Here is a 22,233-nt window from a genome sequence, read left to right on the forward strand (position 1 = left end):
GCTAGGGCAAGGTTATTTATTAAGGGTTTAACCTGTGGCTATGCCATTGCTCATCTTGTTTTTCGAAGCAAAGACGGTCATGTAAACGATTAGCTCGCCCTTGCCAAAATTCAATAGCATGGGGTTTAACGCGCCAACCGCCCCAAAAATTGGGGTGAGGTACTTCACCTTGGCCAAACTTTTCTTGATAGTATTTCATCTTATCTTTAAGTTCATCATCATAGTTGAGCTTTTGACTTTGTTTTGACGCCCAAGCACCTACTTGACTACCTCGGTCTCGACTATGAAAGTAATCGGCAGATTCTTGCTCCGATACTTTCTCTACTGTCCCTTCAATACGAATTTGCCGTTGCAAAACATTCCAGTGGAACAATAAAGCCACTTTGTTATTTTCAGCAAGATCGTGGCTTTTTCGACTGGCGTAATTGGTATAAAAAACAAAACCTTGTTCATCATAATCTTTGAGTAGCACCATGCGGGAGCTAGGCTGGCCACTAGCATCACAGCTGCTAACAGACATAGCTTCAGGCAGCAATATGCCTGATTTATTGGCATCAGCAAACCATTGTTCAAATAATTGCATTGGTGTTGTGTGCGCAGACAGCTCAGGAAGGGGTAAAGCAACGCCTTGACCAAAGGTCAATAGACAGCGCAGTTTTTCAAATAACGTCATAATATTTAAAAGTGAGTAGAGTATGAAGGTGTGCGGTTATTTTATGCTTAAATGATGTTATTGCAAGGTTATCCTAGCTTATACCCAAGCCACCTCAAAATGCAGGATTGAGCTGGAATGAGAAACGCCTTTAGGCAAGGCATTGATTGAAGAGAATAGTTATTCTATTATCGAAATCAATAACGATGGATAAAGCGTTTCTAAACCCGCCCTACGGGGACATCTGAACAAATCATGTTCATCGTTTCGTATGTAATTAAGGACGCTGCATGGATGCAGCTTAATAGAGAATGCAGGAGCATATTCTCCTGAACAACCATGAATAAAATACGCGCCTTGATCATGAGTCGCTCAGGTGTCCTGAAACGAGCATATTGAAGTCGCTTGGGTATATATAAGGATGAATAATAATTAGTTAGCGCTTACCAATCATTGCTATCATCAAGTAAATATTTAAGGTGTTTTTTTTCTTTTAATTCATCAATACGCTTGCGTGCAAAGAGGTTTTTTTGCGCCTGTTCTTGGGTCTGTTTTTCAGCCAAAGAAATACCCTGTGAGCTATAATTTAAGTCACTTTCATTTAAACTGCTTTCACTTATTTCATCGGGAAAGTTATGGTCAAGTTCGCTTATCATCGGCTCTACCTTTATGGCTAATGGAATGATTTTTTCAAAGCACCTTGCTTAACATAGGTAAGATAATTGTTATTTTCAATATCAGCTTACAAATAGTATAAAAATACCACGACTCATTAGCGTTTATCCAGGCCGAGGTATTTAATCGCAGGTAATAAAAAACCAGTGACAGGCACTGGTTTTAATTATCGTTATTAAGCTATATTCTTCTTACCAGCCTTCAACGCCTTTCATGTCAGGTAATTTATGAGCTATACCTTTATGACAATCGATACAGGTTTTCTCGCCGCTAGCTAACGCGGTAGAGTGTTGATAAGCTGCACGTTCACTTTGTGCAGTAAAGTCCATATAGTCGAAGTTATGACAGTTACGACATTCTAATGAGTCGTTAGCTTTAAGTCTTCGCCATTCATTTTCGGCTAAACGTCGACGATGTACTAAAAACTTTTCACGTGTATTAATGGTGCCAAAAATAGTGCCCCAGACTTCTTTTGAGGCTTGCATTTTTCGGGCTATTTTACTGGTCCAGTTATGTGGCACATGACAATCAGGACAGGTAGCTCTAACACCTGAACGGTTAGTAAAGTGAATGGTCGTTTTTAGTTCCTCATAAACATTGTTTTCCATTTCATGACAGGAAATACAAAACGCCTCAGTATTGGTCACTTCTAAAGCCGTGTTAAAACCACCCCAGAAAATAATACCGGCAATGAAACCACCAATAACCAAAGCACCTAAGCTGTAATAACCACTGGGTTTAGTGAGTGTGCGCCAGCCAATTAATAATAAACTTTTCATGGCTACCCCTTAGTGTTCTTTAGTCTTAGTCGATGGCGTTTGTCGTTCTGCCAGGCTCATATGTATTAATAAATTTTTCATGGCTACTCCCAGCGCTCTTTAGTCTTAGTAGATGATGTTTTTAGTTCTACCAAGCTCATATTTTTTAATAAATTTTTCATGGCTACTCCTAGTGCTCTGTAGTGTTAGCTGTTTTTTGTTTCATTAAGCTGTGCATATCAATGAACGTATTCTCGACTAAAGGCTCTGCATCAAGTTGCGTAACATGGCACTGGTTACAGAAATAACGGCGTGGCGATATTTCTGCTAAGAAGTTACCATCACGATTCATAAAGTGAGTCACACTCACCATAGGTGCTTGTGACTTCTCTGTACGGTGACGAGAGTGACATGACATACACTTGTTGTTATATTTGTTTACTTCATAACTACGGATAGTATGTGGGATCACGGGTGGTTGCATCGGATAATTACGTGCTTTTTTAATATCATTGTTAATCACTTTAGGGATAGGGTTAGGTTCTTTTTGACTATCAATTTCTGTGTGATCGCGTAATGTTGCCACCGTATTTCTTTCTGCTTTATCGGCAGCATGTACGGTAAACGACGTTAATATCGGCGCTAAAAATAATGTTGACAGCAAGGCGATTAAGCCGGCAATTGATACTAGTTTTAAATCTTTCATATCACTCTCCTAAACTTTAACAATTTTGATAGCACATTTTTTATAATCTGTTTGTTTCGATAATGGATCGGTGGCATCTAAAGTCACTTTGTTTACTAAGCGACTGGCATCAAACCAAGGCATATAAACTAAGCCTACCGGCGGTTTGTTTCGGCCTCTCGTTTCAACGCGTGTTTGTACTTCACCACGACGAGAAATAAGCTTAACTAAATCTCCACGGCGCATACCACGAGATTTGGCATCATCAGGATGCATATAAACCAGAGCATCAGGCATGGCTTTATATAACTCGGGCACCCGTTGGGTCATTGAACCTGAATGCCAGTGCTCTAACACTCTACCTGTTGATAACCATAGGTCGTATTCTTCATCGGGTGACTCTGCCGGTGGTTCGTAAGGTAAGGCAAAAATAATGGCACGACCATCTTTGTGACCGTAAAAGTCCCAACCACTACCGGGCTTAACATAAGGGTCTGAGCCTTCTTTAAAACGCCATTTAGTTTCTTTACCGTTAACTACCGGCCAGCGTAAACCACGCTCTTTATGGTATCTATCATACGGGGCTAAATCATGAGCATGACCACGACCAAAGCTGGCATATTCTTCAAATAAACCCTTTTGGATGTAGAAACCAAAATCACGTGATTCATCATTTAAGCGTTCATCGGGGATTTCATCAAGGGAGAACTTAGCCACAGAGGGGTTCTGGAAAAGCACATCATATAAAGTTTTCCCACGCACCTCGGGTTTTTTAGCAATAAGTTCTTCTGGCCAAACATCTTCAATGGCAAAGCGTTTAGAAAATTCTACCAGTTGCCATAAATCTGATTTTGCCCCTGTTGGCGCTTCAACCATTTGATACCAAGACTGGGTGCGACGCTCTGCATTACCATAAACGCCTTCTTTTTCTACCCACATGGCAGTAGGTAATATTAAGTCAGCAGCTTGTGCTGTGACGGTAGGGTAGGGGTCTGATACCACAATAAAGTTTTTTGGGTTACGGTAACCTGGGTATGCCTCTTCGTTAATATTGGCGGCAGCTTGCATGTTGTTATTGCATTGCACCCAGTAGAAGTTTAACTTGCCATCCTTAAGCATACGGTTTTGTAAAACTGCGTGATAACCTGGTTTTGCCGGAATAGTGCCTTCTGGTAAATCCCAAATTTTCTCAGCAATGGCTCTATGTTTAGGGTTGGTAACAACCATGTCAGCGGGTAAACGATGCGAAAAAGTACCTACTTCACGGGCGGTACCACAAGCGGATGGTTGGCCGGTTAGTGAAAACGGGCTGTTACCTGGTGTTGAAATTTTACCGGTTAATAAATGGATATTATAAACCAGGTTATTGGCCCACACACCACGAGTATGTTGGTTAAAACCCATGGTCCAGAAAGAAGTTACTTTGATTTTTGGATCGGCATATAGCTCAGCAAGTGCCTCTAATTTATGCTCAGGCACACCAGAGAGTTTTGAGGTGTATTCAACCGTGTAAGTGCTAACAAATTTAGCATATTCGTCAAAATCTATTGGCGTAGAGCTACCTTTGCTCTTACCATTATTCTTCGCTTTTTGCTCTAGCGGATGTTCAGGGCGTAAACCATAACCAATGTCGGTTTCACCTAATCTGAAATTAGTATGTTTGTTAACAAAATCTTTGTTTACCCGGCCGGTACTAATAATGTAATGGGCAATATAGTTTAAGATGGCTAAATCGGTTTGCGGCGTGAAAATCATGCCATTATCGGCTAAATCAAAGCTTCTATGCTCGAAAGTGGATAATACCGCGACTTTTACATGGGGGGCACTTAAACGACGATCGGTTAAACGTGTCCATAAAATAGGGTGCATTTCGGCCATGTTAGAGCCCCATAAGACAAAGGCATCAGCAGCTTCTAAATCATCGTAACAGCCCATAGGCTCATCGATACCAAAAGTACGCATAAAACCACCAACCGCTGATGCCATACAGTGACGGGCATTAGGATCTATGTTGTTAGAGCGGAAACCTGCTTTATATAATTTAACCGCCGCATAACCTTCTTGTACTGTCCATTGACCTGAGCCGAACATGCCAACCGCGGTTGGACCAGATTTTTTTAAGGTCTCTTTGGCTTTTTCTGCCATAATATCGAACGCTTGATCCCAAGAGATAGGGGTAAATTCACCTTCTTTATCGTATTTACCATTGGTCATGCGTAGTAACGGTGTAGTTAATCTATCTTTGCCATACATGATTTTAGAGAGGAAGTAACCTTTAACACAGTTAAGACCCTTGTTTACCGGGGATTTAATATCACCATGGGTAGCAACAACTTTACCATCCATTACACCAACATTTACGCTACAGCCGGTACCACAAAAACGACAAGGGGCTTTGTCCCACTTGAGTTTGGTAATGTCAGAGCTGGTGATTAAATTAGAGGCTATGGCGGGAACAGATACGCCAGCAACAGCTGCTGCTGCGGCTACCGCATTTGCTTTTATAAATTCTCGGCGATTAATGCTCATTGGTTCACCTTCCTTTGTTTTTGTGATTCGATGTTAAAATAGGGTTAAATTTACACATTTTCTTTTACTGAGTTTTTTAATAAGTGTTTTAGTTATTATTACTTTTATCGCTATTGCTTAGTGGCATCGTCATCAACACTTTCATCTAGGACCTGATGATAAACTGGTGATAAATTTAGGATGCCGGTATGAACTCTTAAGATGTCCATTTTTTTGCCAATATCTTTATGGCTAGTGCCTTCTATGGTGAAAACTATTTTTCCTTCGGCACTGGTTACATGAATTTCAGTGTCATCAACGGCTAAAATAGCGGCTTTAACCTCGTCAACTTGGGCCAGTATGCAAGAAGCGATTAAGCTAGCTACGTGATATTCTGATGTTTGACTGTTTGAACTTTGTGTCATATTTATTCTTTCATTTAAATGAGGTTAAGTTAATTTTCTGTTGAATTGAAGGTAAAAGCGATTGCATCTTGTGGGCAACTTTTGATGCAGGCACCACATTGATTACAATCAATATTATCTAAGCTGGGCTGTGGAATGCTTGAATTAAGGTAGTTAAATTTAATTACGCTGGTTTCACATTCATCACGGCAACTTTGGCAGTAGATGTTATTCTTGGCTAAACATTGGTCACTAATTTCCAAGGTTACCGGCCAAGCTTTTTCACTCTTGTTTATCCTGTTCTCTTCTGTGAAAGCGCCAGAGAAAAGTGGTTGTTCGCAGGCCTCAATACATTTATTGCAAAAGCTGCATTCACCTAAGTTGAAATCGATTTTTGGATAACCATCTTCATCTTTAATAATGATATTAGTTTCACAACGAGTAATGCACTTTTGGCATTGTGTGCAGCCAGAGGTAAACACCGCCTCATTAATTACCCAAGGTAAGCGTATTTCTTGTTTGCTTTTAACGCGGCCGCGAAAAAAACGTCTTCTTGATGGGTCGGCCAACTTTTCCATAGTATTGGTCTTCTTAGTAAGCAAGCACTTAAGAGCCTGGTGGGCCTAAGAAGGCTAGTTGGCTGAACCATACGGCAAAACCAAAGCCAGCAACGATAATTATCGATAAAAGGGGTGCTAAAAATACCGCTAAAAAGATAAAGGTATTTCGCTCATGCTTTTTTTGTTGTTCAGCAGACGTTGCTTGCTTCATAATGCTCTCGAAAGTTTATGATTAAGGTAAGCTATATTTAGGGTTGATTTTAATCCCTTGCTACGTCATGCATATTGACCTAGATCAAACTTTACAAAATAATCATGGTTCATTTAGGGGGTTATTCAGTAAAGGCGTTGTTTATTTTAAAATGTTAGATTGATTTTTATTCTTTTGCTTTAACATACTTGATAAACTTAGTGTTCTTCACTCAGATGCTAACTTTTAGGACGTTACGACATAATGCAAGCCCAACATTTCAGCCCTTGGATTAAAGATTATGCTAAGCAAGCCGCGTTAAATAATGAACGCCGCTTAGTCGTTTTATCGGGAAGTGAGTCTTGGGCACTGTCATTATTGTTATCTTTGGATACGATATCAGCGGTTGTGTCTGGCAATGCTAAGCGTGAATCGCCATCATCTGCGCCTCATTCAACCTGTCTAATATATGGTGACAGCAGGGTACTTACTGCTAATGTTAAGCAAAAGCGCTACCGGGATAAGCTTGGCAGTGAAAGTGATGTCATTGTTTTTATCGACAGCCAATTCACTATTGATGCCTTTGCGGCATTATCAGGCACCCTAAGAGCTGGCGGGATATTTTTTCTTGTTTTGTCAACATTAGCGGAAAAATGTCAGCAAAGTTTGTTTTTTAAACGTTTTCATTCATTAATTGAAGCCATGCCTAGTCATACCATAATTACCGAAGCGTCAGCTAAGTTGCCACCACCAAGCATGACTATTCATCAGCATAAGCCAGAATATGAGCCTATGCAGGGGAAATATCATTTAGGCTGTATTACTAGTGAGCAGTACCATGCGGTGCAAGCCATTGTTAAGGTAGTTACCGGTCATAGGAAAAGACCGCTGGTGTTAACCGCTGATCGCGGTAGAGGGAAATCATCTGCCTTAGCTCTTGCGTGTGTACAACTGTTGCAAATGCATGAACACCATGTCTTTAGTATTATTATTACTGCTCCGGATATTCAAGCTTTAGCGGTTTTCTTTCGGCAGTTAAGTGATAGCTTGCCCAATGCTGAGCAGCGCGGCAATACTTTTACCTTGGGTAAAGCCCGCCTTGACTTTATCGCCGTTGAGCAACTGTTAAAGCAGCCGGTAAAGGTTAACCTACTCTTGGTTGATGAAGCGGCCGCTATTCCGGTGTATTTACTTGAACAATTACTTAACAGTTATCACCGAATGGTTTTCTCTAGCACTGTCCATGGTTATGAAGGCGCAGGGCGCGGTTTTACCTTAAAGTTTCAGCAGAGCCTTACTAGATTATGCCCGCAATGGTTGAGTTTACATATCAATCAGCCGATTCGTTGGCGGGAAAATGATCCACTGGAGCAGTTGGTCTTTGATAGCTGTTTATTAAATGCCGAGTTACCCAGATTAGCTGCACAGGTGCCAATAAATAGTGATGATAACGCCACTGAAAATACGGATTTTCTTGCCGCCACCGTGTTTAAAGTTATCAGCGCTGAGCAGCTGATTACCGATGAGGCTTTGTTACAGCAAGTTTTTGCTGTCTTGGTTACGGCACATTATCAAACGAAGCCGAGCGACTTAAAATTACTGTTAGACAACCCGCAGGTACAACTGGCCTGTCTTTTTTCAAAAAACAATAAGCAAGTCGATGTGCTCGCTGTTGCTTTATTAATGAATGAAGGCACAGGTTATGGTGTTGATGACACGGATGTTAAGGCAATCAAAAATTCACAACGTCGTTTACGTAATCACTTCTTGCCACAGTCACTATTCAGCCATTGTGGCTTTGAACAAGCCTTTGATTATCGTTATTTACGCATTATGCGCATCGCTGTGCACCCACAAATACAACAGCGAGGTATTGGCTCTTATTTTCTAGAAAAAGTACAGCAGCTAGCGACACATCAAGGCGCTGATTTTGTTGGCTCCAGTTTTGGTGTTAATGAACAGCTGTTATCGTTTTGGTTTAAAGCCGGTTTTACTATGGTGCGTATTGGCTTTACTAAAGATAAAGCCAGTGGTGAGCATTCTGCTTTAGTGATTAATGGCAAAAATTTTAGAGCTAGACAAAAACAGCAGCAATTAAAGCAGGATTTTTACCGTAGCTTTGATTATTTACTTTTAGACGAATATAAAACGCTGACCAGTACACTGGTGTATTTACTGTTGACAAAAAATGCTAAGGAATTCCTCACTGAGTTGACCATAGCAGATATCGAAAGTGTGCATGCCTATGCTCAAGGGCAGCGTTTATATAGTAGTTGCGCCTATAGTTTGTATCTATGGTGCAAACATGATCTGCTAACGCATGATAAACATAACTCTACTGACGTTATTCAGCATTCCTTAGTGCTTATTGCTAGGTTAATACAAAAACATGATATTGATACTGTATGTCATTTTTATGGCTTAACAGGAAAAAAATCTCTAAACCAACACCTTAAAAATTATATCTCTTTGCGACTAGATGCTGTTAATGGTGGTACAAAAGCTAGCTAATTAATGTGCTTTTTCTTTTACTGCCTGCCAGTGCCAATAACGTTGCATTTTTATATAGTCACAGCGTTTGTCACCACAAAAGTGGATATCCTCGTGCTGCAGTAACTTGTCCAAATAAAAGCTAATCGTTTGAGCTAAACCGTTACTGGCATTACTTTGATAAACGGTCAGTAGCATAACTAACCAATTTTCCATATAAGTAAACTCTTTTGATGTGGCTAGGCACATAATTATGTTCTCCCTAGAGCACATCACTATTGGTACTACTTGCTAGTAAGGTATGCCAGATAACAGCCTTGGCATTAGCATTTAAACATTTGCAGTCACCGCAGTGTAGTAAACCTGAATCGAGTAAATGAGTAAGTAGATTAGTTGATATCTCTACTTGTACTTTATCGGCATTATTAACAGCTATAGTGTTCATATCTATCCCCCATGTTTATATTAAGCATAAACAAAGAAACCAACCAATGCAAATGATAATCATTATCATTTATTGGTTTTACTTAAACTGATTGAAAGTAAATGTTATTTAGTTTTACTAACGCCCCTTAGTCAGTACAATATGGATAGATATTGAGCAATAGGGAGCAGTTATGATCGCCGCGGTAAGCGTACAGTCACTTAGTAAACATTATAAGGATGTTTGCGCCGTTGATAAGGTGAGTTTTGACGTGCTACAGGGACATTGTTTTGGTCTTTTAGGGCCCAATGGTGCGGGTAAAACCACGACTATTGAAATTATGGAAGGCATTATTAGTGCCTCTTCAGGGCAAGTGCTTTATCAAGGTCAGCTGGTTGATAGCCAAATATCTCAACAAATAGGTATTCAATTTCAAAATACCGCCTTACAAGACTTTTTAACCGTTAAAGAAACCCTTAATTTATTTTCTGCTTTTTATCAAAAGACTGTCGCGCAAGAGCAATTAATCGAATTGTGTGATTTAAAAGATTTTATCGATCGCGATAATCGCTTGTTGTCGGGGGGGCAGAGGCAACGATTACTACTGGCGTTAGCCTTGATCAACGATCCTAAAATTATCTTTCTTGATGAACCAACGACCGGTTTAGATCCTCATGCCAGACGTAACTTCTGGCAATTGATTAAAAATATTAAAGCGCAAAATAAAACCATTATTTTGACAACCCATTATATGGACGAAGCTGAACAGCTTTGTGACGATATCGTTATCATGGATCAAGGCAAGATAATTGCCGCAGGTACTCCACATCAATTACTTGCCAAACACTTCGACGATATTTTTATCTACCTACCCCAAGCCCAGGTTCCTCATGAACTGGTAAGCGAGTATGGCTGGACTAAATTAGCTGATCGCATTGAAATTACCAGTAAAAACGTTGAACAAACGCTAAGGCTGTTGATGGCACAGGGGGTTTCTCTTGATGGCTTGCATGTTAAGTCAGCTAACCTAGATGATTTGTTTTTGAAACTTACCGGTCACTCACTACAAGCGTAGCCGATAGAGCACTATTACACGTTAGGAAAGCTTATGAATTTTAATCGTTTTTTTGCTGTTTTTAAAGCACGGAATATTGAGTTTTTTCGTGATAAGTCATCGCTTGGCTGGAATTTGTTGTTCCCGGTTTTATTATTAGTAGGGTTTTCATTTGTTTTTTCGGGTGACGGTCGACCAGCCTATAAAGTGGGTTTACTTATTCAACCAGAGCAAAGACAAAACTCGGCTCAATCAGCACTGACTCAATTACGTTTTATTGCTTTTATTGACTATAGCGATGTGGTTTTAGCGAAAGAAAAACTTAGCCGCCACAGTCTCGATTTGTTAATAGATTATAACACTCAGCGTTATTGGGTGAATGAAGAGTCATCAAAAAGCTATTTAGTTGAAAAAATATTCCTTGGCCAGCAATCAGGTTTTACTCGCTTAGCAAGTAGCGGTAAAAGTATTCGTTATATTGATTGGGTATTACCGGGTATTTTAGCGATGAATATGATGTTTAGCTGCCTATTTGGTGTTGGTTTTGTCATTGTGCGCTATCGGAAAAACTCAGTATTAAAACGGTTGAAAGCAACGCCGCTATCGGCTTTTGAATTTGTAGCCGCACAATTGTTGTCACGTTTGTTTATTGTGATGTTTATGTCAACGGTCGTCTATAGTGGCTGTAATGTCTTTTTTGATTTTTATATGCTGGGCAGTTATATCGATTTATTTATTATTGGTGTATTAGGCGCTTTGTGCTTAATTAGTCTCGGGCTACTTGTGGCAAGTCGTAGTAAAAGTGAAGAGCTTATTGGTGGCTTATTGAATTTAACGTCTTGGCCTATGATGATGCTTTCTGGCGTTTGGTTCAGCTTAGAAGGGGCACCTGATGCGCTGAAAACCTTAGCTGACTTTCTGCCACTGACCCATTTAGTTGCGGGCGCCAGAGCGATAATTACCGAAGGAGCATCGCTCAGTGATATTAGTTTTCATGTTAATGCCTTACTTGTGATGAGTAGTGTGTTTTTACTGCTCGGGGCATATCTGTTTAGTTGGAATACCGAACGTTAACTTTTGTGAACCTTAAGAATAGTGCTTGAGCCGGCTAATTCATTTTTAAATAAAAATTTGAACTGATGCTGTTGTTGTGTAGTATTATTGAATAAATAAGCAAGTAGCGTAAATCCGTTTGGTAGCTTAACCCAAAGAGAGCCCTTGAATGAGTACTTATCAAACCAGTATACTTGTATTGAATTATATCGTTGTAATAGTAACTACAATGGCATTTACCCCCTTATTTTAAGAGACCTATTATGGCCGTAGTGATTAGTGGAACTGGTTTGTTCACTCCAACACAGAGTATCTCAAATGATGAGTTAGTACACTGTTTTAACCAATATGTAGAGAAATTTAACCTTAGCCATAGGCAAGATATCGAAGATGGCAAGGTAACCGCGTTATCTCCTTCAGACAGTAGCTTTATTGAAAAAGCCTCGGGTATTAAAAGTCGCTATGTTATGGCGAAAGAAGATATTTTGAATGTTGATGTTATGGCGCCGCGCTTTACTGAACGCAGTAATGACCAGCTTTCCATGCAGGCTGAAATAGGGGTTGCCGCAGCTAAAGATGCTATGCAGGCAGCCAATAAAACACCGGCAGATATTGACCTGATAATCGTTGCTTGTGCATATACCCAACGCTCATATCCGGCGATGGCCATTGAAATACAAAAAGCTCTTGGCTGTGGTGGTTGGGGTTTTGATATGTTAGTGGCATGTTCTGCGGCAACGTTTGGCATTATTAATGCGGCCAATGCCATCCGTAGCGGCACAGCAAAAACAGTCTTGGTGATCAACCCTGAGATCTTATCACCACAAATTAATTATCGTGATCGTGATAGTCATTTTATCTTTGGTGATGTTGCTACTGCCTCTATTATTGAAGACGAAAGTACCGCCAATGGTGAGCACGTTTTTAAAATATTGAGTGAAAAACCCATCACCAATTTTTCCAATAATATCCGCAGTAATATTGGTTATATGAATCACTGCAGTCCTGATAAGGTTGATGATGTTGATAAGTATTTTATCCAACAAGGGCGTAAGGTTTTTAAAGAAGTTTTACCTATGGTATCTAACTTAATCATTAGCGAAATGGACAAGCTTAACCTGGGCTCGGATGATATTAAGCGGCTTTATTTGCACCAAGCGAATATTAATATGAATAATTTTATTGTTAAAAAAGTCCTAGGTAGAGAGGCCCTTAGTAGTGAAGCGCCTATTATTTTGGATGAATACGCCAATACTAGCTCTGCTGGCTGTATTATAGCTTTGCACAAAAATAAGCAAGGCTTGGTCGCTGGAGATAAGAGTGTCTTATGTTCCTTTGGCGCGGGTTATTCTGCCTGTTGCTTAATACTGGAATATCTATAAATAATTAGTATCTGCGCCTTATGACACAGTCTAGCTTTTGGCAAACACACACTGAGACCGGAGACTTTGCTGAATTGTGCAATGGTCTCTATCAGCGAGAAATTGGCCTTATTGCTAAGGGTGATTATGCCAGTGCTCAGACTGTGCAGGCGCGTTTACAAAGTTTACCCTATTATATCAATAGAACCGCTCATGCCATGACACAAGTTATCTGTCAAGGGCTTTCGCCATTGCAACTGGATAGTCAAAATGCTAGTTGGTCGGCAAAACAAAATACAAAAATACCTTTAGCTGGACAAGAAACGCCGCAAGAGCGTGCTAAGGTTTTTTCCTGGTACTTACAAGAAGATATTTGTGTTGGCTTAGCTGTGCCGGTGTTGTTGGTTGATCATATTATTATTGATTGCATTGATCGTATTGATGTCGATAAGCATAGATTACGTACCAATGTTGCTGGCTGGTTTTCGTTAACCGCAATCAATAGAGTGAATGAAGGCACGGACGTCGGTAAACAACTACTTAAGCCGAATAAAAAAATCATGATCTCAGCTTGCGCAGGTCATTGTTGGCAAAGAAATAGCAGACAAGTTCCTATTATTCCTAGCCTGCGAGAATTACTATTATCTTGCTCTATTAACTGGAAAAACTTCAAAAACCCCTTGGCTATTTAACTCTGCCCTTAGTTAGGTATAATAACGTTAAAATCCTCTGTTTTTTATATTGTTTTGTTAGGTTATTATGCGCGTATTTACCGCTATTTTACTGATAATGTTGGTTTTACTGCAATATCGACTTTGGTTCGGTAAAAATAGTGTGCCTGATTATCTGGTCTTGAAAGAAAACCTAGTCCGCCAGCAAAGTGCTAATGAAAAGCTACAGCAACGTAATAAATTACTTTATGCCGATACTGATGATTTGAAGTTAGGGCTTGAGGCCATAGAAGAGCGAGCTCGAAACGAGTTGGGTATGATCAAAGATAATGAAACTTTTTTCCGGCTAATACCGAAAGAAAGTGGCAGTCGTCATGCAAGTAATTATATCAATGGTAAGGTAATTCCTTAATGGTAAAAATACAACAGTTTGTTGTCATTGTTCCTGCAGCTGGTGTAGGTAAACGAATGCAAGCCAATTGCCCCAAACAATATCTACGTATAAATAATAAAACAATTCTTAGCCATACTGTGATGCGGCTGTTAAGCCATCCGTTGATCACCCAGGTTATTATTGCTTTAAGTGAAAACGATGAATATTTTAGTGAATCCGATTTAGCTCAGCATACAGATATTATTCGGGTCAAAGGTGGCACTGAGCGGGTAGATTCAGTGCTCAGTGGTTTACAAGCGGTTGATACCCAAAAATATCCTTGGGTGTTGGTCCATGATGCTGCGCGTCCCTGTGTTAGTCATCAGGATATTGATAAGCTCATCAGTGAATGTCAAAAAAATGATTGTGGTGGGATTTTGGCGACACTGGTTCGAGATACCATGAAACGAGCTATTGCCACAGCAGGTGGCATGAACACGATTGAAAACACCGTCGACAGAGAGCAATTATGGCATGCTTTAACGCCACAACTTTATAAAACAGTAGAGTTAACGGATGCCATAGAGCAAGCAATGGCATCAGGTCTGTCTATTACCGATGAAGCTTCAGCAATGGAACATGCACATCATAATAGCCTAATCGTTGCTGGCAGTAGTGAAAATATAAAAATAACTCACCCTAATGATTTAGCACTAGCTGAATTTTATTTAAATAAGCAAAGCGCTAGATAAAGGAAGACACAATGCGAATAGGTCATGGTTTCGATGTACATAAATTTGGCGGTCAAGGGCCTCTAGTGCTCGGTGGGGTGAAAATTCCCTTTGAACAGGGCTTTATTGCTCACTCAGATGGCGATGTCGCTATTCATGCACTGTGTGATGCCATCTTAGGGGCATTATGCTTGGCTGATATTGGCAATCACTTTCCTGACACTGATGGCCAGTATAAAAATATTTCCAGCAGAATTCTCTTACGTCATGTGGTGGCGTTAATGACAGATAAGGGCTTTCAACTAGGTAATGCCGATATTACCATTGTTGCTCAAGCACCCAAAATGGCTCCTCATTTATTCGCTATGCGTACCTGTTTAAGTGAAGACCTACAAACAAGCATTGGACAAGTGAATGTTAAAGCGACCACGACAGAAAAATTGGGCTATACCGGACGAAAAGAAGGTATTTCAGTACATGCTGTGGTTTTATTGATGCCAATAGAGCAAGCATAGCCTCCTGTTGAGGACGAACAATATATTTAGTTGGCTTTATGCCTTTTCAGCGAACTCATTACCACATTAAAAGAAGATTGATAACATGTTGACAGAACACGCCTACTTGTACGGTAAACCAGAATCGAGTGGTTTATTGCGTAGCCAAATAACAGATTTTAAAGTTTTTGAACAATTACCTTTTTTACCCTGTGGTGAAGGGGAACATTTATTTGTTCATATTCGAAAAACAGGGGCTAATACCTTATTCGTCGCTCGAGAACTCGCTAAATATTTTCAAGTGAAAGAGCAACTAGTTTCCTATGCGGGCTTAAAAGATCGTTTTGCGGTTACCGAGCAGTGGTTTGGTGTGCATGTTCCGGGTAAAAAAGCCTATGATTTAGACGATTTACGTATTGAAGGCGTTGAGATCCTGTCCTACCAGCGACACAATAAGAAATTACGCACAGGTGCATTAACGGGCAACCGCTTTGAACTGATTTTACGTGAGGTGAGTGCTATCAAAGCCTTGACAACGCGATGGCAAAAAATTGTAGAACAGGGTGTGCCAAACTATTTTGGCGAACAACGTTTTGGTATTGGTGGCGGCAATATAGAACGTGCTTTAGCTTTGTTTTCAGGTCAAAAAGTAAAAGATAAAAAAAAGCGTGGTATGTATTTGTCAGCAGCCCGCTCTCATATATTTAATGCTGTGCTGAATGAGCGTATAGAGCAACAATGTTTTGATAAAGTGGCGGTTGGTGACGTATTAATGTTAGCCGGTACTCAATCCGTTTTTCATCTTGATGAGCTGGATAACACGATAAAGCAGCGCTTTGTTGATAAAGATATAGATATAACCGCACCTATGTGGGGAGCAGGTGATCTCATGACTAGCAATGAACCACTGGTTCTTGAACAAAAAATAGCCCAAGAACATGATGCGTTTTGTCAAGGACTACCACGTTTTGGTTTAAAACAAGAACGTCGACGTATTCGCTTAACTGTCAGTGAAACCGCTATTGAATTGTTGTCAGCAGAAAAAGGGGAAAACGCAGTGAAAATTAGTTTCTTTTTACCTGCTGGTTGTTATGCTACCACCATTTTACGTGAGTTATTGAACTACCAAGATATGACCGCGCGCATTGATAAAAGAGAAAATAGTGCTAAGCCAATAGCTGCAACGTCAGATAATAAGTAATGGATAACAAACCCTTGACGAGTAAAATGAAAATATTACTGAGTAATGATGATGGTGTGCATGCCTTAGGCATCAAAGTGCTTTATGACGAGCTGGCTAAGCACTTTATCGTCAACGTGGTTGCCCCGGATAGAAACTGTAGCGGTGCCAGTAATTCTTTAACATTACTGAACCCTTTACGAATCCAGCAGTTAGACAATGGTTTTACCTCGGTCAATGGCACACCAACAGATTCAGTGCACCTAGGTCTTAGTCAGCTTTATACTGATTGTGACTTGGTGGTTGCTGGCATCAATAAAGGCGCCAACTTAGGAGATGATACTCTGTATTCCGGCACTGTGGCGGCCGCTACTGAAGGGCGTCATATGGGCATGCCGGCTATTGCAGTCTCCTTAGCCGGTAAAAACGAGCAGTATTACCAAACGGCAGCGATTGTTACCGCGAAAATAATCCAACGTCTGCGTACCCATCCATTACCTGCAGACCAAATTTTAAATATCAATGTGCCAGATATACCTTTAGCTGAGCTTAAAGGTATCCAGGTAACTCGTTTGGGGCACCGACACAAAGCTGAAAGTATGCAAAAAATGCAAGACCCATGGCAGCGAGATATTTATTGGTATGGCTTGTTAGGCGAGGAATTAGACGGTGGCGAGGGAACAGATTTTCATGCGATAGCGAAGGGTTATGCTTCCGTTACACCACTAACCGTAGATATGACTGCTTATGCAAGTATTGAAAATATTAAAAGTTGGCTCACAGAGCTTAACTTATCAGCTTAAATCGAGATGTATTTTTATGATATCTAGTCGTATAGGCGGAAAATCAAGACGCAGTGGTGAATTACTGGCGCAAAAATTACAAAATGAAGGCATCAGTAACACTGCCGTTTTACAGGCTATTGCTCAATCACCGCGGCATATTTTTGTGCCTGAGATATTGGCACATAAAGCCTATGACAATACCGCCCTGCCTATTGGTCAAGGGCAAACTATTTCGCAACCTTATATCGTTGCTAAAATGTCTGAGTTATTACTGGCAGCAGGACGACCGAAATCTATATTAGAAATAGGTACTGGTTCGGGTTATCAAACCTCTATTTTAGCTCAGCTAACGGATAATGTTTTTTCAGTTGAGCGAATTAAAGCCTTACAGTGGCAAGCTAAGCGGTGTTTGCGGGCGATGGATTTACATAATGTCGCGATGAAGCATGGTGATGGCTGGCAAGGGTGGCAGAGTAAGGGGCCATTTGAGGCGATTATAGTGACGGCCGCTCCTGCGAGTGTACCACCAGCATTACTCAGTCAACTTGCTGATGGTGGACGCTTAATAATCCCTGTAGGTGAACAAAATCAAATTTTAAAAATAATCACCCGAGATGGTGATACTTTCAACGAACAGCAAGTAGAAGCCGTGCGCTTCGTACCTTTAGTACCCGGAGATTTATTGTAGTGAAAATATTTTCTAGTCTTTATCAGTGGACATTACGTTGGGCCGAACACAAGTTTGCACCACGAGTCCTAGCTGCACTTACCTTTGCAGAGTCCATTTTTTTCCCTATCCCACCGGATGTGTTACTTGCGCCTATGGTTTTAGCAAAGCCGCACAAGGCCTGGTATTATGCTGGTTTAACGACAATCGCGTCTATTTTTGGCGGCGCTGTTGGCTATTGGCTTGGCTATTTAATGTTTGAACCTTGGATCCAACCACTAGTAACAGAGTTTGGTTACCAAGACAGGTTTAATACGGCAATTCATTGGTTTAGTGAATGGGGTGTTTGGGTGGTATTTATTGCCGGTTTCTCGCCTATACCTTATAAGCTATTTACCGTCAGTGCTGGCTTTTTACATATGGCTTTTTTACCTTTTTTTATCGCTTCAGCAATAGGAAGAGGCTTACGTTTTTTCATGGTTGCCGGCCTGATTAAATGGGGCGGCAGTGCCATGGAGCAGAAAATACGTCAATGGGTTGATGTCCTAGGTTGGGGCTTTGTCGGTGCGATAGTTATTGGCTATTTTGCTTTACGCTAACGTGGGTTTTTATGCCAAAATATGTACATAAATAGTCAGGTGGTGTGGGTGATAAAGCAAAGGGAGTCTTTGTGAGTGTTTTGCGTACAGTAAAATACACATTTGCTTACTTTATATTTGCTATAACACTTTTTTCTTGTAGTAGCCGGAATACACCTGCGCCAGTATCAAGTATTCACAGTACTAGTACCTTAGGTGAGCGTAACAGAGATACGATAAAATCTACGCAATACACTGTAAAGAAAGGTGAAACGCTATACTCCATCGCTTGGCGAGCAGGCTCTGATGTTAGAAGAATAGCGCAGCTAAATAAGATCTCTTCACCCTATCGAATCTACCCAGGACAAAAATTATTTTTAGTGGCACAAACGTTTAAAAAAACAACGAAAGTAAGTAAGGGTAAGGTGTCGAATAAAAAATGGAATAAAAGCTCTACCCCTAAACAAAAACAGAGTCAAAAAAATACGCTTGCATCTACCAAAAAGCAGGCGTATGGTGAAAATGTAAACACTCGAAAATCATACCAAAACAGCACTTTACCAACGGTTGATTTTTCACAAAAAATCAGTCGCTGGCAATGGCCCGTTAAAGGCAAAGTTGTTAAGTTGTTTTCTAATAGTGCTCAAGGTAATAAAGGGATTGATATTACTGGCCGCCGTGGCACTAAAATTAAATCTTCGGCGCAAGGTAAAGTGGTATATGCAGGTAACGCTCTTCGGGGCTACGGTAAACTCATTATTATAAAACATAACGATGACTACCTGAGTGCTTATGCCCACAACGACCGTATTCTCGTTAAAGAGCAACAACGCATTGATATAGGGGATGTTATTGCCACCATGGGAGATACGGATGCCAACAAAGTCATGCTTCATTTTGAAATACGCTTTCGAGGAAAATCAGTCAATCCTTTAAAATATTTACCAAAAAAATAATAGCAATAAATAATAAACCTTTAAGATAAATACAACAAAAAATCGGAGTTATCGTGAATATTTAAATATTAAAACAAGCTTTGCCAATTTGGGAGAATAACATGGTCAAATTACAAGAAGAACAAAGTACTGTAGAATCAAAGGAAGACGTATCATCTAATTTAGATGCGACGCAGATTTATTTAAGCGAAATTGGTTTTTCACCATTATTAACCGCTGAAGAAGAAGTATATTTCTCACGTTTAGCCCTTAAAGGGGATGAGCCATCACGAAAACGTATGATAGAAAGTAACTTACGTTTAGTGGTTAAAATTGCCAGACGTTATAATAATCGGGGACTGCCCTTATTAGACTTAATTGAAGAAGGTAATTTGGGTTTAATTAGAGCGGTGGAAAAGTTTGACCCAGAACGAGGCTTTCGCTTCTCAACCTATGCCACATGGTGGATACGCCAAACCATTGAACGGGCAATAATGAATCAAACCCGGACCATTCGATTACCCATACATGTTGTTAAAGAACTTAATATTTATTTACGTGCCTCACGTGAATTAATTCAAAAACTAGATCATGAACCTACCGCCGAAGACATAGCCATTCACCTTGATAAACCAGTTGCTGATGTCAACAAAATGTTGCGGTTAAATGAGCGTATTGCCTCTGTCGATACACCTTTTGCGGGGGACTCTGATAAAGCACTACTTGATGTGATTGCGGATGAAAAAAGCGCCGGTCCAGAAGGTGACCTGCAGTCTGAAGATATGAGTAATAACATTATTCATTGGCTAAATGAGCTTAATACTAAGCAAAGAGAAGTGTTAGCAAGGCGTTTTGGTTTACTTGGCTATGAAGCGGCAACCTTAGAAGATGTAGGCTGTGAAATAGGCTTAACTCGTGAACGTGTTCGCCAAATTCAAGTAGAAGCATTAAAACGATTACGTGATATTTTATCGCAGCAAAATTTATCAATAGAAGCTATTTTTCAAGCCTAAGTGAAATCATAGTGGTAGTTAAGTCGCTAACATAACGATAAGGCTGGCAATAGCACCAAGACGTTTAAGGCAGCAATAATCATTGCTGCTTTTTTATTTAATCTAATTGATAAAGTGGATAGTGGCGAGATTATCTTAGTGAGTAAATTACTTTACCGCGAATTAAAATAAAATTAGTGGTTAATCTACGAGGCTCATATCAACGGATTATTAGCTGATATATAAAAATATCACTTGATTATCAAACCTTAATTCCATCAGTAAACGTAAGCATAATAGGTTAAATTCCGAGTAATACCTCCCCAATAACGCGAATATTTTGCTATCTAGGTATAGTTATCGGCCAAAACCAGGCAAAAAGTATATTAATAGGCTAAATTGTAATGAAAAATTTCGAATCTCCATAGAATAAAAAGGTCATTTTGTGCTAATATCGCGCCAGAAAATTTTAACTTAGAGCCAGTGGGTTTTTTTCTTTGGTGGTAACGCTAAAAATTAATTCTTCACTGAAATACACTGAAATTGGTGAATTAAATTTATCTAATTGATATTTATGCATTTACTCCATTTATATGGTTTAAGCGCGCCGATATTCATTAGATAAACTAACCAACTGATTTTTATACTCCCATCAAAAGTAGTGCAAGTGTTTATGATTACAATAAAAAAAGGCTTGGATGTTCCGGTAAAAGGCGCTCCCCAGCAGGTAATCCATGATGGTCCGTCCATCAAAACCGTTGCAACACTCGGTGAAGAGTTTGTGGGTATGCGTCCAACCATGTTTGTTAAAGTGGGTGATCGTGTTAAAAAAGGTCAAGTGATTTTTGAAGATAAAAAAAATCCTGGCGTTAAATTCACAGCTCAAGCTGCCGGTGTTGTTAAAGAAATTAACCGTGGTGAAAAACGTGTTTTACAATCAGTTGTTATCGATGTTGATGGCGACAATCAAGAAACGTTTACCAGTTACTCAGCCAATAAATTAGGTACTATCGCTCGTGCAGACGTAGTGAAAAACCTAGTCGATTCAGGTTTGTGGACTGCGTTACGAACTCGCCCATTCAGCAAAATTCCTGCCATTGATAGTGAGCCAGCTGCGATTTTTGTTAGCGCCATGGATACTAATCCATTAGCGGCAAATCCTGAAGTCATCATTAATGAACAAAGTGAGGCGTTTAAAAATGGTTTAACCATTTTATCTCGTTTAACGACAGGTAAAGTATTTGTTAGCAAAGCGCCTGGGGCAAATATCCCAGTAGATGACAATGCCACAGTGACTGAATTTGCTGGCAAGCACCCTGCAGGTCTTGTCGGTACACATATTCACTTCTTAAAATCAGCGAGTGCCGACAGATTTGTTTGGCATCTTGGTTATCAAGATGTTATCGCCTTTGCCAAATTATTCACTACCGGTGAACTTGACAATAATCGTGTTATTTCACTTGCTGGCCCAGCCGCCACTAACCCACGTCTAGTACGTACGGTGTTAGGTGCAAGTACTGCTGAATTATCAGCGGGTGAAGTCATTGACGGTGAACTACGTGTTGTTTCAGGTTCATTGCTAATGGGCTCTACCGCGACAGCTGTTCACGGTTACTTAGGTCGTTATAACGTACAAGTATCATTAATTCTTGAAGGTCGTGAAAAAGACTTTATCGGTTACATGTACCCAGGTGCAAATAAATTCTCGGTAACCCGCGCATATTTGTCGCACTTGTTCCCAAGTAAATTATTTAACATGACCACTACGACTAACGGTAGCCCACGCGCTATGGTGCCAATTGGTAACTTTGAGCGTGTTATGCCATTAGATATTTTAACTACCTTGTTTTTACGCGATATTTGCTCTGGTGATACCGACGGCGCGCAACAACTAGGTGCCTTAGAGCTAGACGAAGAAGATTTAGCACTGTGTACATTTGTTTGCCCTGGCAAAACAGATTACGGTGTTATTCTTCGTGATTGCCTAACCACAATCGAAAAGGAAGGTTAGTC

Annotated in this window: 25 protein-coding genes; 15 read left to right on the top strand and 10 right to left on the bottom strand. The window is 40.2% G+C overall.

Annotated elements, in window-relative coordinates:
* Nucleotides 1–19: 19 nt before the first annotated feature.
* The 8 genes from pdxH to napE all read right to left on the bottom strand — a co-directional run bounded on the left by pdxH (nt 20) and on the right by napE (nt 6,453).
* Nucleotides 20–673, bottom strand: a complete 654-nt coding sequence (gene pdxH, locus ASU03_RS03670) for a pyridoxamine 5'-phosphate oxidase (protein WP_057830515.1) — start codon at nt 671–673, stop codon at nt 20–22.
* A 422-nt stretch (nt 674–1,095) separates the two neighbouring features.
* Entirely contained in the window at nt 1,096–1,308 is a 213-nt protein-coding gene (locus ASU03_RS03675; protein ID WP_057830516.1) for a PA3496 family putative envelope integrity protein, read from the bottom strand.
* A gap of 210 nt (nt 1,309–1,518) precedes the next feature.
* Nucleotides 1,519–2,106, bottom strand: a complete 588-nt coding sequence (locus tag ASU03_RS03680; protein ID WP_057830517.1) for a cytochrome c3 family protein — start codon at nt 2,104–2,106, stop codon at nt 1,519–1,521.
* A 169-nt stretch (nt 2,107–2,275) separates the two neighbouring features.
* On the bottom strand, nt 2,276–2,791 hold the full coding sequence (locus tag ASU03_RS03685; RefSeq protein ID WP_057830518.1) for a nitrate reductase cytochrome c-type subunit: 516 nt from the start codon (nt 2,789–2,791) through the stop codon (nt 2,276–2,278).
* Nucleotides 2,792–2,800: 9 nt separating this feature from the next.
* Entirely contained in the window at nt 2,801–5,299 is a 2,499-nt protein-coding gene (napA, locus tag ASU03_RS03690) for a nitrate reductase catalytic subunit NapA (RefSeq protein ID WP_057830519.1), read from the bottom strand.
* 110 nt (nt 5,300–5,409) lie between these two features.
* Nucleotides 5,410–5,703 carry a chaperone NapD gene (locus tag ASU03_RS03695; RefSeq protein WP_057179916.1) on the bottom strand — a complete coding sequence of 98 codons (294 nt, stop codon included), beginning with the start codon at nt 5,701–5,703 and terminating at the stop codon, nt 5,410–5,412.
* A 29-nt stretch (nt 5,704–5,732) separates the two neighbouring features.
* Nucleotides 5,733–6,260: a ferredoxin-type protein NapF gene (napF, locus tag ASU03_RS03700; protein ID WP_057830520.1), complete on the bottom strand. Its 528-nt coding sequence runs from the start codon at nt 6,258–6,260 to the stop codon at nt 5,733–5,735.
* A gap of 28 nt (nt 6,261–6,288) precedes the next feature.
* A complete protein-coding gene (napE, locus tag ASU03_RS03705) occupies nt 6,289–6,453 on the bottom strand; it encodes a periplasmic nitrate reductase, NapE protein (protein WP_057830521.1) in 165 nt (54 codons plus the stop codon).
* A gap of 243 nt (nt 6,454–6,696) precedes the next feature.
* Here napE and ASU03_RS03710 point away from each other — a divergent pair, with 243 nt between their 5' ends.
* Nucleotides 6,697–8,943 (top strand): GNAT family N-acetyltransferase, encoded by a 2,247-nt coding sequence (locus ASU03_RS03710; RefSeq protein WP_057830522.1) that lies wholly within the window; start codon nt 6,697–6,699, stop codon nt 8,941–8,943.
* Here ASU03_RS03710 and ASU03_RS03715 read toward each other — a convergent pair whose 3' ends face one another.
* On the bottom strand, nt 8,944–9,171 hold the full coding sequence (locus ASU03_RS03715; protein ID WP_057830523.1) for a hypothetical protein: 228 nt from the start codon (nt 9,169–9,171) through the stop codon (nt 8,944–8,946).
* A gap of 13 nt (nt 9,172–9,184) precedes the next feature.
* Complete coding sequence (locus tag ASU03_RS03720) at nt 9,185–9,367, bottom strand: hypothetical protein (RefSeq protein WP_057179922.1); 183 nt, start codon at nt 9,365–9,367, stop codon at nt 9,185–9,187.
* A 172-nt stretch (nt 9,368–9,539) separates the two neighbouring features.
* Between ASU03_RS03720 and ASU03_RS03725 the strand changes: the two genes are divergently transcribed.
* The 14 genes from ASU03_RS03725 (at nt 9,540) to ASU03_RS03790 (ending at nt 22,231) form a co-directional block, all read left to right on the top strand.
* Nucleotides 9,540–10,421: an ABC transporter ATP-binding protein gene (locus tag ASU03_RS03725; protein WP_057830524.1), complete on the top strand. Its 882-nt coding sequence runs from the start codon at nt 9,540–9,542 to the stop codon at nt 10,419–10,421.
* A 33-nt stretch (nt 10,422–10,454) separates the two neighbouring features.
* Nucleotides 10,455–11,474 (top strand): ABC transporter permease, encoded by a 1,020-nt coding sequence (locus ASU03_RS03730; RefSeq protein WP_057830525.1) that lies wholly within the window; start codon nt 10,455–10,457, stop codon nt 11,472–11,474.
* A gap of 242 nt (nt 11,475–11,716) precedes the next feature.
* Nucleotides 11,717–12,835 (top strand): beta-ketoacyl-ACP synthase III, encoded by a 1,119-nt coding sequence (locus tag ASU03_RS03735; RefSeq protein ID WP_057830526.1) that lies wholly within the window; start codon nt 11,717–11,719, stop codon nt 12,833–12,835.
* Between the two features lie 20 nt (nt 12,836–12,855).
* A complete protein-coding gene (locus ASU03_RS03740; protein WP_057830527.1) occupies nt 12,856–13,506 on the top strand; it encodes a hypothetical protein in 651 nt (216 codons plus the stop codon).
* Between the two features lie 67 nt (nt 13,507–13,573).
* Nucleotides 13,574–13,897: a cell division protein FtsB gene (gene ftsB, locus ASU03_RS03745; protein WP_057830528.1), complete on the top strand. Its 324-nt coding sequence runs from the start codon at nt 13,574–13,576 to the stop codon at nt 13,895–13,897.
* Nucleotides 13,897–14,610 (top strand): 2-C-methyl-D-erythritol 4-phosphate cytidylyltransferase, encoded by a 714-nt coding sequence (gene ispD / locus ASU03_RS03750; RefSeq protein WP_057830529.1) that lies wholly within the window; start codon nt 13,897–13,899, stop codon nt 14,608–14,610. Before ftsB ends, ispD begins: the two co-directional genes overlap by 1 nt.
* 11 nt (nt 14,611–14,621) lie before the next feature.
* Nucleotides 14,622–15,104, top strand: coding sequence for a 2-C-methyl-D-erythritol 2,4-cyclodiphosphate synthase (gene ispF, locus ASU03_RS03755; RefSeq protein ID WP_057830530.1), 483 nt, complete (start codon nt 14,622–14,624; stop codon nt 15,102–15,104).
* 85 nt (nt 15,105–15,189) lie between these two features.
* Nucleotides 15,190–16,284, top strand: a complete 1,095-nt coding sequence (truD, locus tag ASU03_RS03760) for a tRNA pseudouridine(13) synthase TruD (protein WP_057830531.1) — start codon at nt 15,190–15,192, stop codon at nt 16,282–16,284.
* Between the two features lie 26 nt (nt 16,285–16,310).
* Nucleotides 16,311–17,066 carry a 5'/3'-nucleotidase SurE gene (surE, locus tag ASU03_RS03765; protein ID WP_057830988.1) on the top strand — a complete coding sequence of 252 codons (756 nt, stop codon included), beginning with the start codon at nt 16,311–16,313 and terminating at the stop codon, nt 17,064–17,066.
* Nucleotides 17,067–17,082: 16 nt separating this feature from the next.
* On the top strand, nt 17,083–17,736 hold the full coding sequence (locus ASU03_RS03770; RefSeq protein WP_057830532.1) for a protein-L-isoaspartate(D-aspartate) O-methyltransferase: 654 nt from the start codon (nt 17,083–17,085) through the stop codon (nt 17,734–17,736).
* Nucleotides 17,736–18,314 (top strand): YqaA family protein, encoded by a 579-nt coding sequence (locus ASU03_RS03775; RefSeq protein WP_057830533.1) that lies wholly within the window; start codon nt 17,736–17,738, stop codon nt 18,312–18,314. Before ASU03_RS03770 ends, ASU03_RS03775 begins: the two co-directional genes overlap by 1 nt.
* 71 nt (nt 18,315–18,385) lie before the next feature.
* Nucleotides 18,386–19,249 carry a peptidoglycan DD-metalloendopeptidase family protein gene (locus tag ASU03_RS03780; protein ID WP_057830534.1) on the top strand — a complete coding sequence of 288 codons (864 nt, stop codon included), beginning with the start codon at nt 18,386–18,388 and terminating at the stop codon, nt 19,247–19,249.
* Nucleotides 19,250–19,350: 101 nt separating this feature from the next.
* Nucleotides 19,351–20,241 carry an RNA polymerase sigma factor RpoS gene (gene rpoS / locus ASU03_RS03785; RefSeq protein ID WP_157465804.1) on the top strand — a complete coding sequence of 297 codons (891 nt, stop codon included), beginning with the start codon at nt 19,351–19,353 and terminating at the stop codon, nt 20,239–20,241.
* Between the two features lie 652 nt (nt 20,242–20,893).
* The gene (locus ASU03_RS03790; RefSeq protein WP_057830536.1) at nt 20,894–22,231 is read left to right on the top strand and encodes a Na(+)-translocating NADH-quinone reductase subunit A; all 1,338 of its coding nucleotides are present in this window, start codon (nt 20,894–20,896) and stop codon (nt 22,229–22,231) included.
* The last annotated feature ends 2 nt before the right edge of the window (nt 22,232–22,233 follow it).

The organism is Colwellia sp. TT2012, from assembly GCF_001440345.1.
In the GTDB taxonomy this organism is placed as follows: domain Bacteria; phylum Pseudomonadota; class Gammaproteobacteria; order Enterobacterales; family Alteromonadaceae; genus Colwellia.

What these genes read in the sequence shown, in the direction of transcription:
- pdxH (WP_057830515.1), bottom strand. Translation starts at nt 673, where the DNA reads ATGACGTTATTTGAAAAACTGCGCTGTCTATTGACCTTTGGTCAAGGC.
- ASU03_RS03675 (WP_057830516.1), bottom strand. Translation starts at nt 1,308, where the DNA reads ATGATAAGCGAACTTGACCATAACTTTCCCGATGAAATAAGTGAAAGC.
- ASU03_RS03680 (WP_057830517.1), bottom strand. Translation starts at nt 2,106, where the DNA reads ATGAAAAGTTTATTATTAATTGGCTGGCGCACACTCACTAAACCCAGT.
- ASU03_RS03685 (WP_057830518.1), bottom strand. Translation starts at nt 2,791, where the DNA reads ATGAAAGATTTAAAACTAGTATCAATTGCCGGCTTAATCGCCTTGCTG.
- napA (WP_057830519.1), bottom strand. Translation starts at nt 5,299, where the DNA reads ATGAGCATTAATCGCCGAGAATTTATAAAAGCAAATGCGGTAGCCGCA.
- ASU03_RS03695 (WP_057179916.1), bottom strand. Translation starts at nt 5,703, where the DNA reads ATGACACAAAGTTCAAACAGTCAAACATCAGAATATCACGTAGCTAGC.
- napF (WP_057830520.1), bottom strand. Translation starts at nt 6,260, where the DNA reads ATGGAAAAGTTGGCCGACCCATCAAGAAGACGTTTTTTTCGCGGCCGC.
- napE (WP_057830521.1), bottom strand. Translation starts at nt 6,453, where the DNA reads ATGAAGCAAGCAACGTCTGCTGAACAACAAAAAAAGCATGAGCGAAAT.
- ASU03_RS03710 (WP_057830522.1), top strand. Translation starts at nt 6,697, where the DNA reads ATGCAAGCCCAACATTTCAGCCCTTGGATTAAAGATTATGCTAAGCAA.
- ASU03_RS03715 (WP_057830523.1), bottom strand. Translation starts at nt 9,171, where the DNA reads ATGTGCCTAGCCACATCAAAAGAGTTTACTTATATGGAAAATTGGTTA.
- ASU03_RS03720 (WP_057179922.1), bottom strand. Translation starts at nt 9,367, where the DNA reads ATGAACACTATAGCTGTTAATAATGCCGATAAAGTACAAGTAGAGATA.
- ASU03_RS03725 (WP_057830524.1), top strand. Translation starts at nt 9,540, where the DNA reads ATGATCGCCGCGGTAAGCGTACAGTCACTTAGTAAACATTATAAGGAT.
- ASU03_RS03730 (WP_057830525.1), top strand. Translation starts at nt 10,455, where the DNA reads ATGAATTTTAATCGTTTTTTTGCTGTTTTTAAAGCACGGAATATTGAG.
- ASU03_RS03735 (WP_057830526.1), top strand. Translation starts at nt 11,717, where the DNA reads ATGGCCGTAGTGATTAGTGGAACTGGTTTGTTCACTCCAACACAGAGT.
- ASU03_RS03740 (WP_057830527.1), top strand. Translation starts at nt 12,856, where the DNA reads ATGACACAGTCTAGCTTTTGGCAAACACACACTGAGACCGGAGACTTT.
- ftsB (WP_057830528.1), top strand. Translation starts at nt 13,574, where the DNA reads ATGCGCGTATTTACCGCTATTTTACTGATAATGTTGGTTTTACTGCAA.
- ispD (WP_057830529.1), top strand. Translation starts at nt 13,897, where the DNA reads ATGGTAAAAATACAACAGTTTGTTGTCATTGTTCCTGCAGCTGGTGTA.
- ispF (WP_057830530.1), top strand. Translation starts at nt 14,622, where the DNA reads ATGCGAATAGGTCATGGTTTCGATGTACATAAATTTGGCGGTCAAGGG.
- truD (WP_057830531.1), top strand. Translation starts at nt 15,190, where the DNA reads ATGTTGACAGAACACGCCTACTTGTACGGTAAACCAGAATCGAGTGGT.
- surE (WP_057830988.1), top strand. Translation starts at nt 16,311, where the DNA reads ATGAAAATATTACTGAGTAATGATGATGGTGTGCATGCCTTAGGCATC.
- ASU03_RS03770 (WP_057830532.1), top strand. Translation starts at nt 17,083, where the DNA reads ATGATATCTAGTCGTATAGGCGGAAAATCAAGACGCAGTGGTGAATTA.
- rpoS (WP_157465804.1), top strand. Translation starts at nt 19,351, where the DNA reads ATGGTCAAATTACAAGAAGAACAAAGTACTGTAGAATCAAAGGAAGAC.
- ASU03_RS03790 (WP_057830536.1), top strand. Translation starts at nt 20,894, where the DNA reads ATGATTACAATAAAAAAAGGCTTGGATGTTCCGGTAAAAGGCGCTCCC.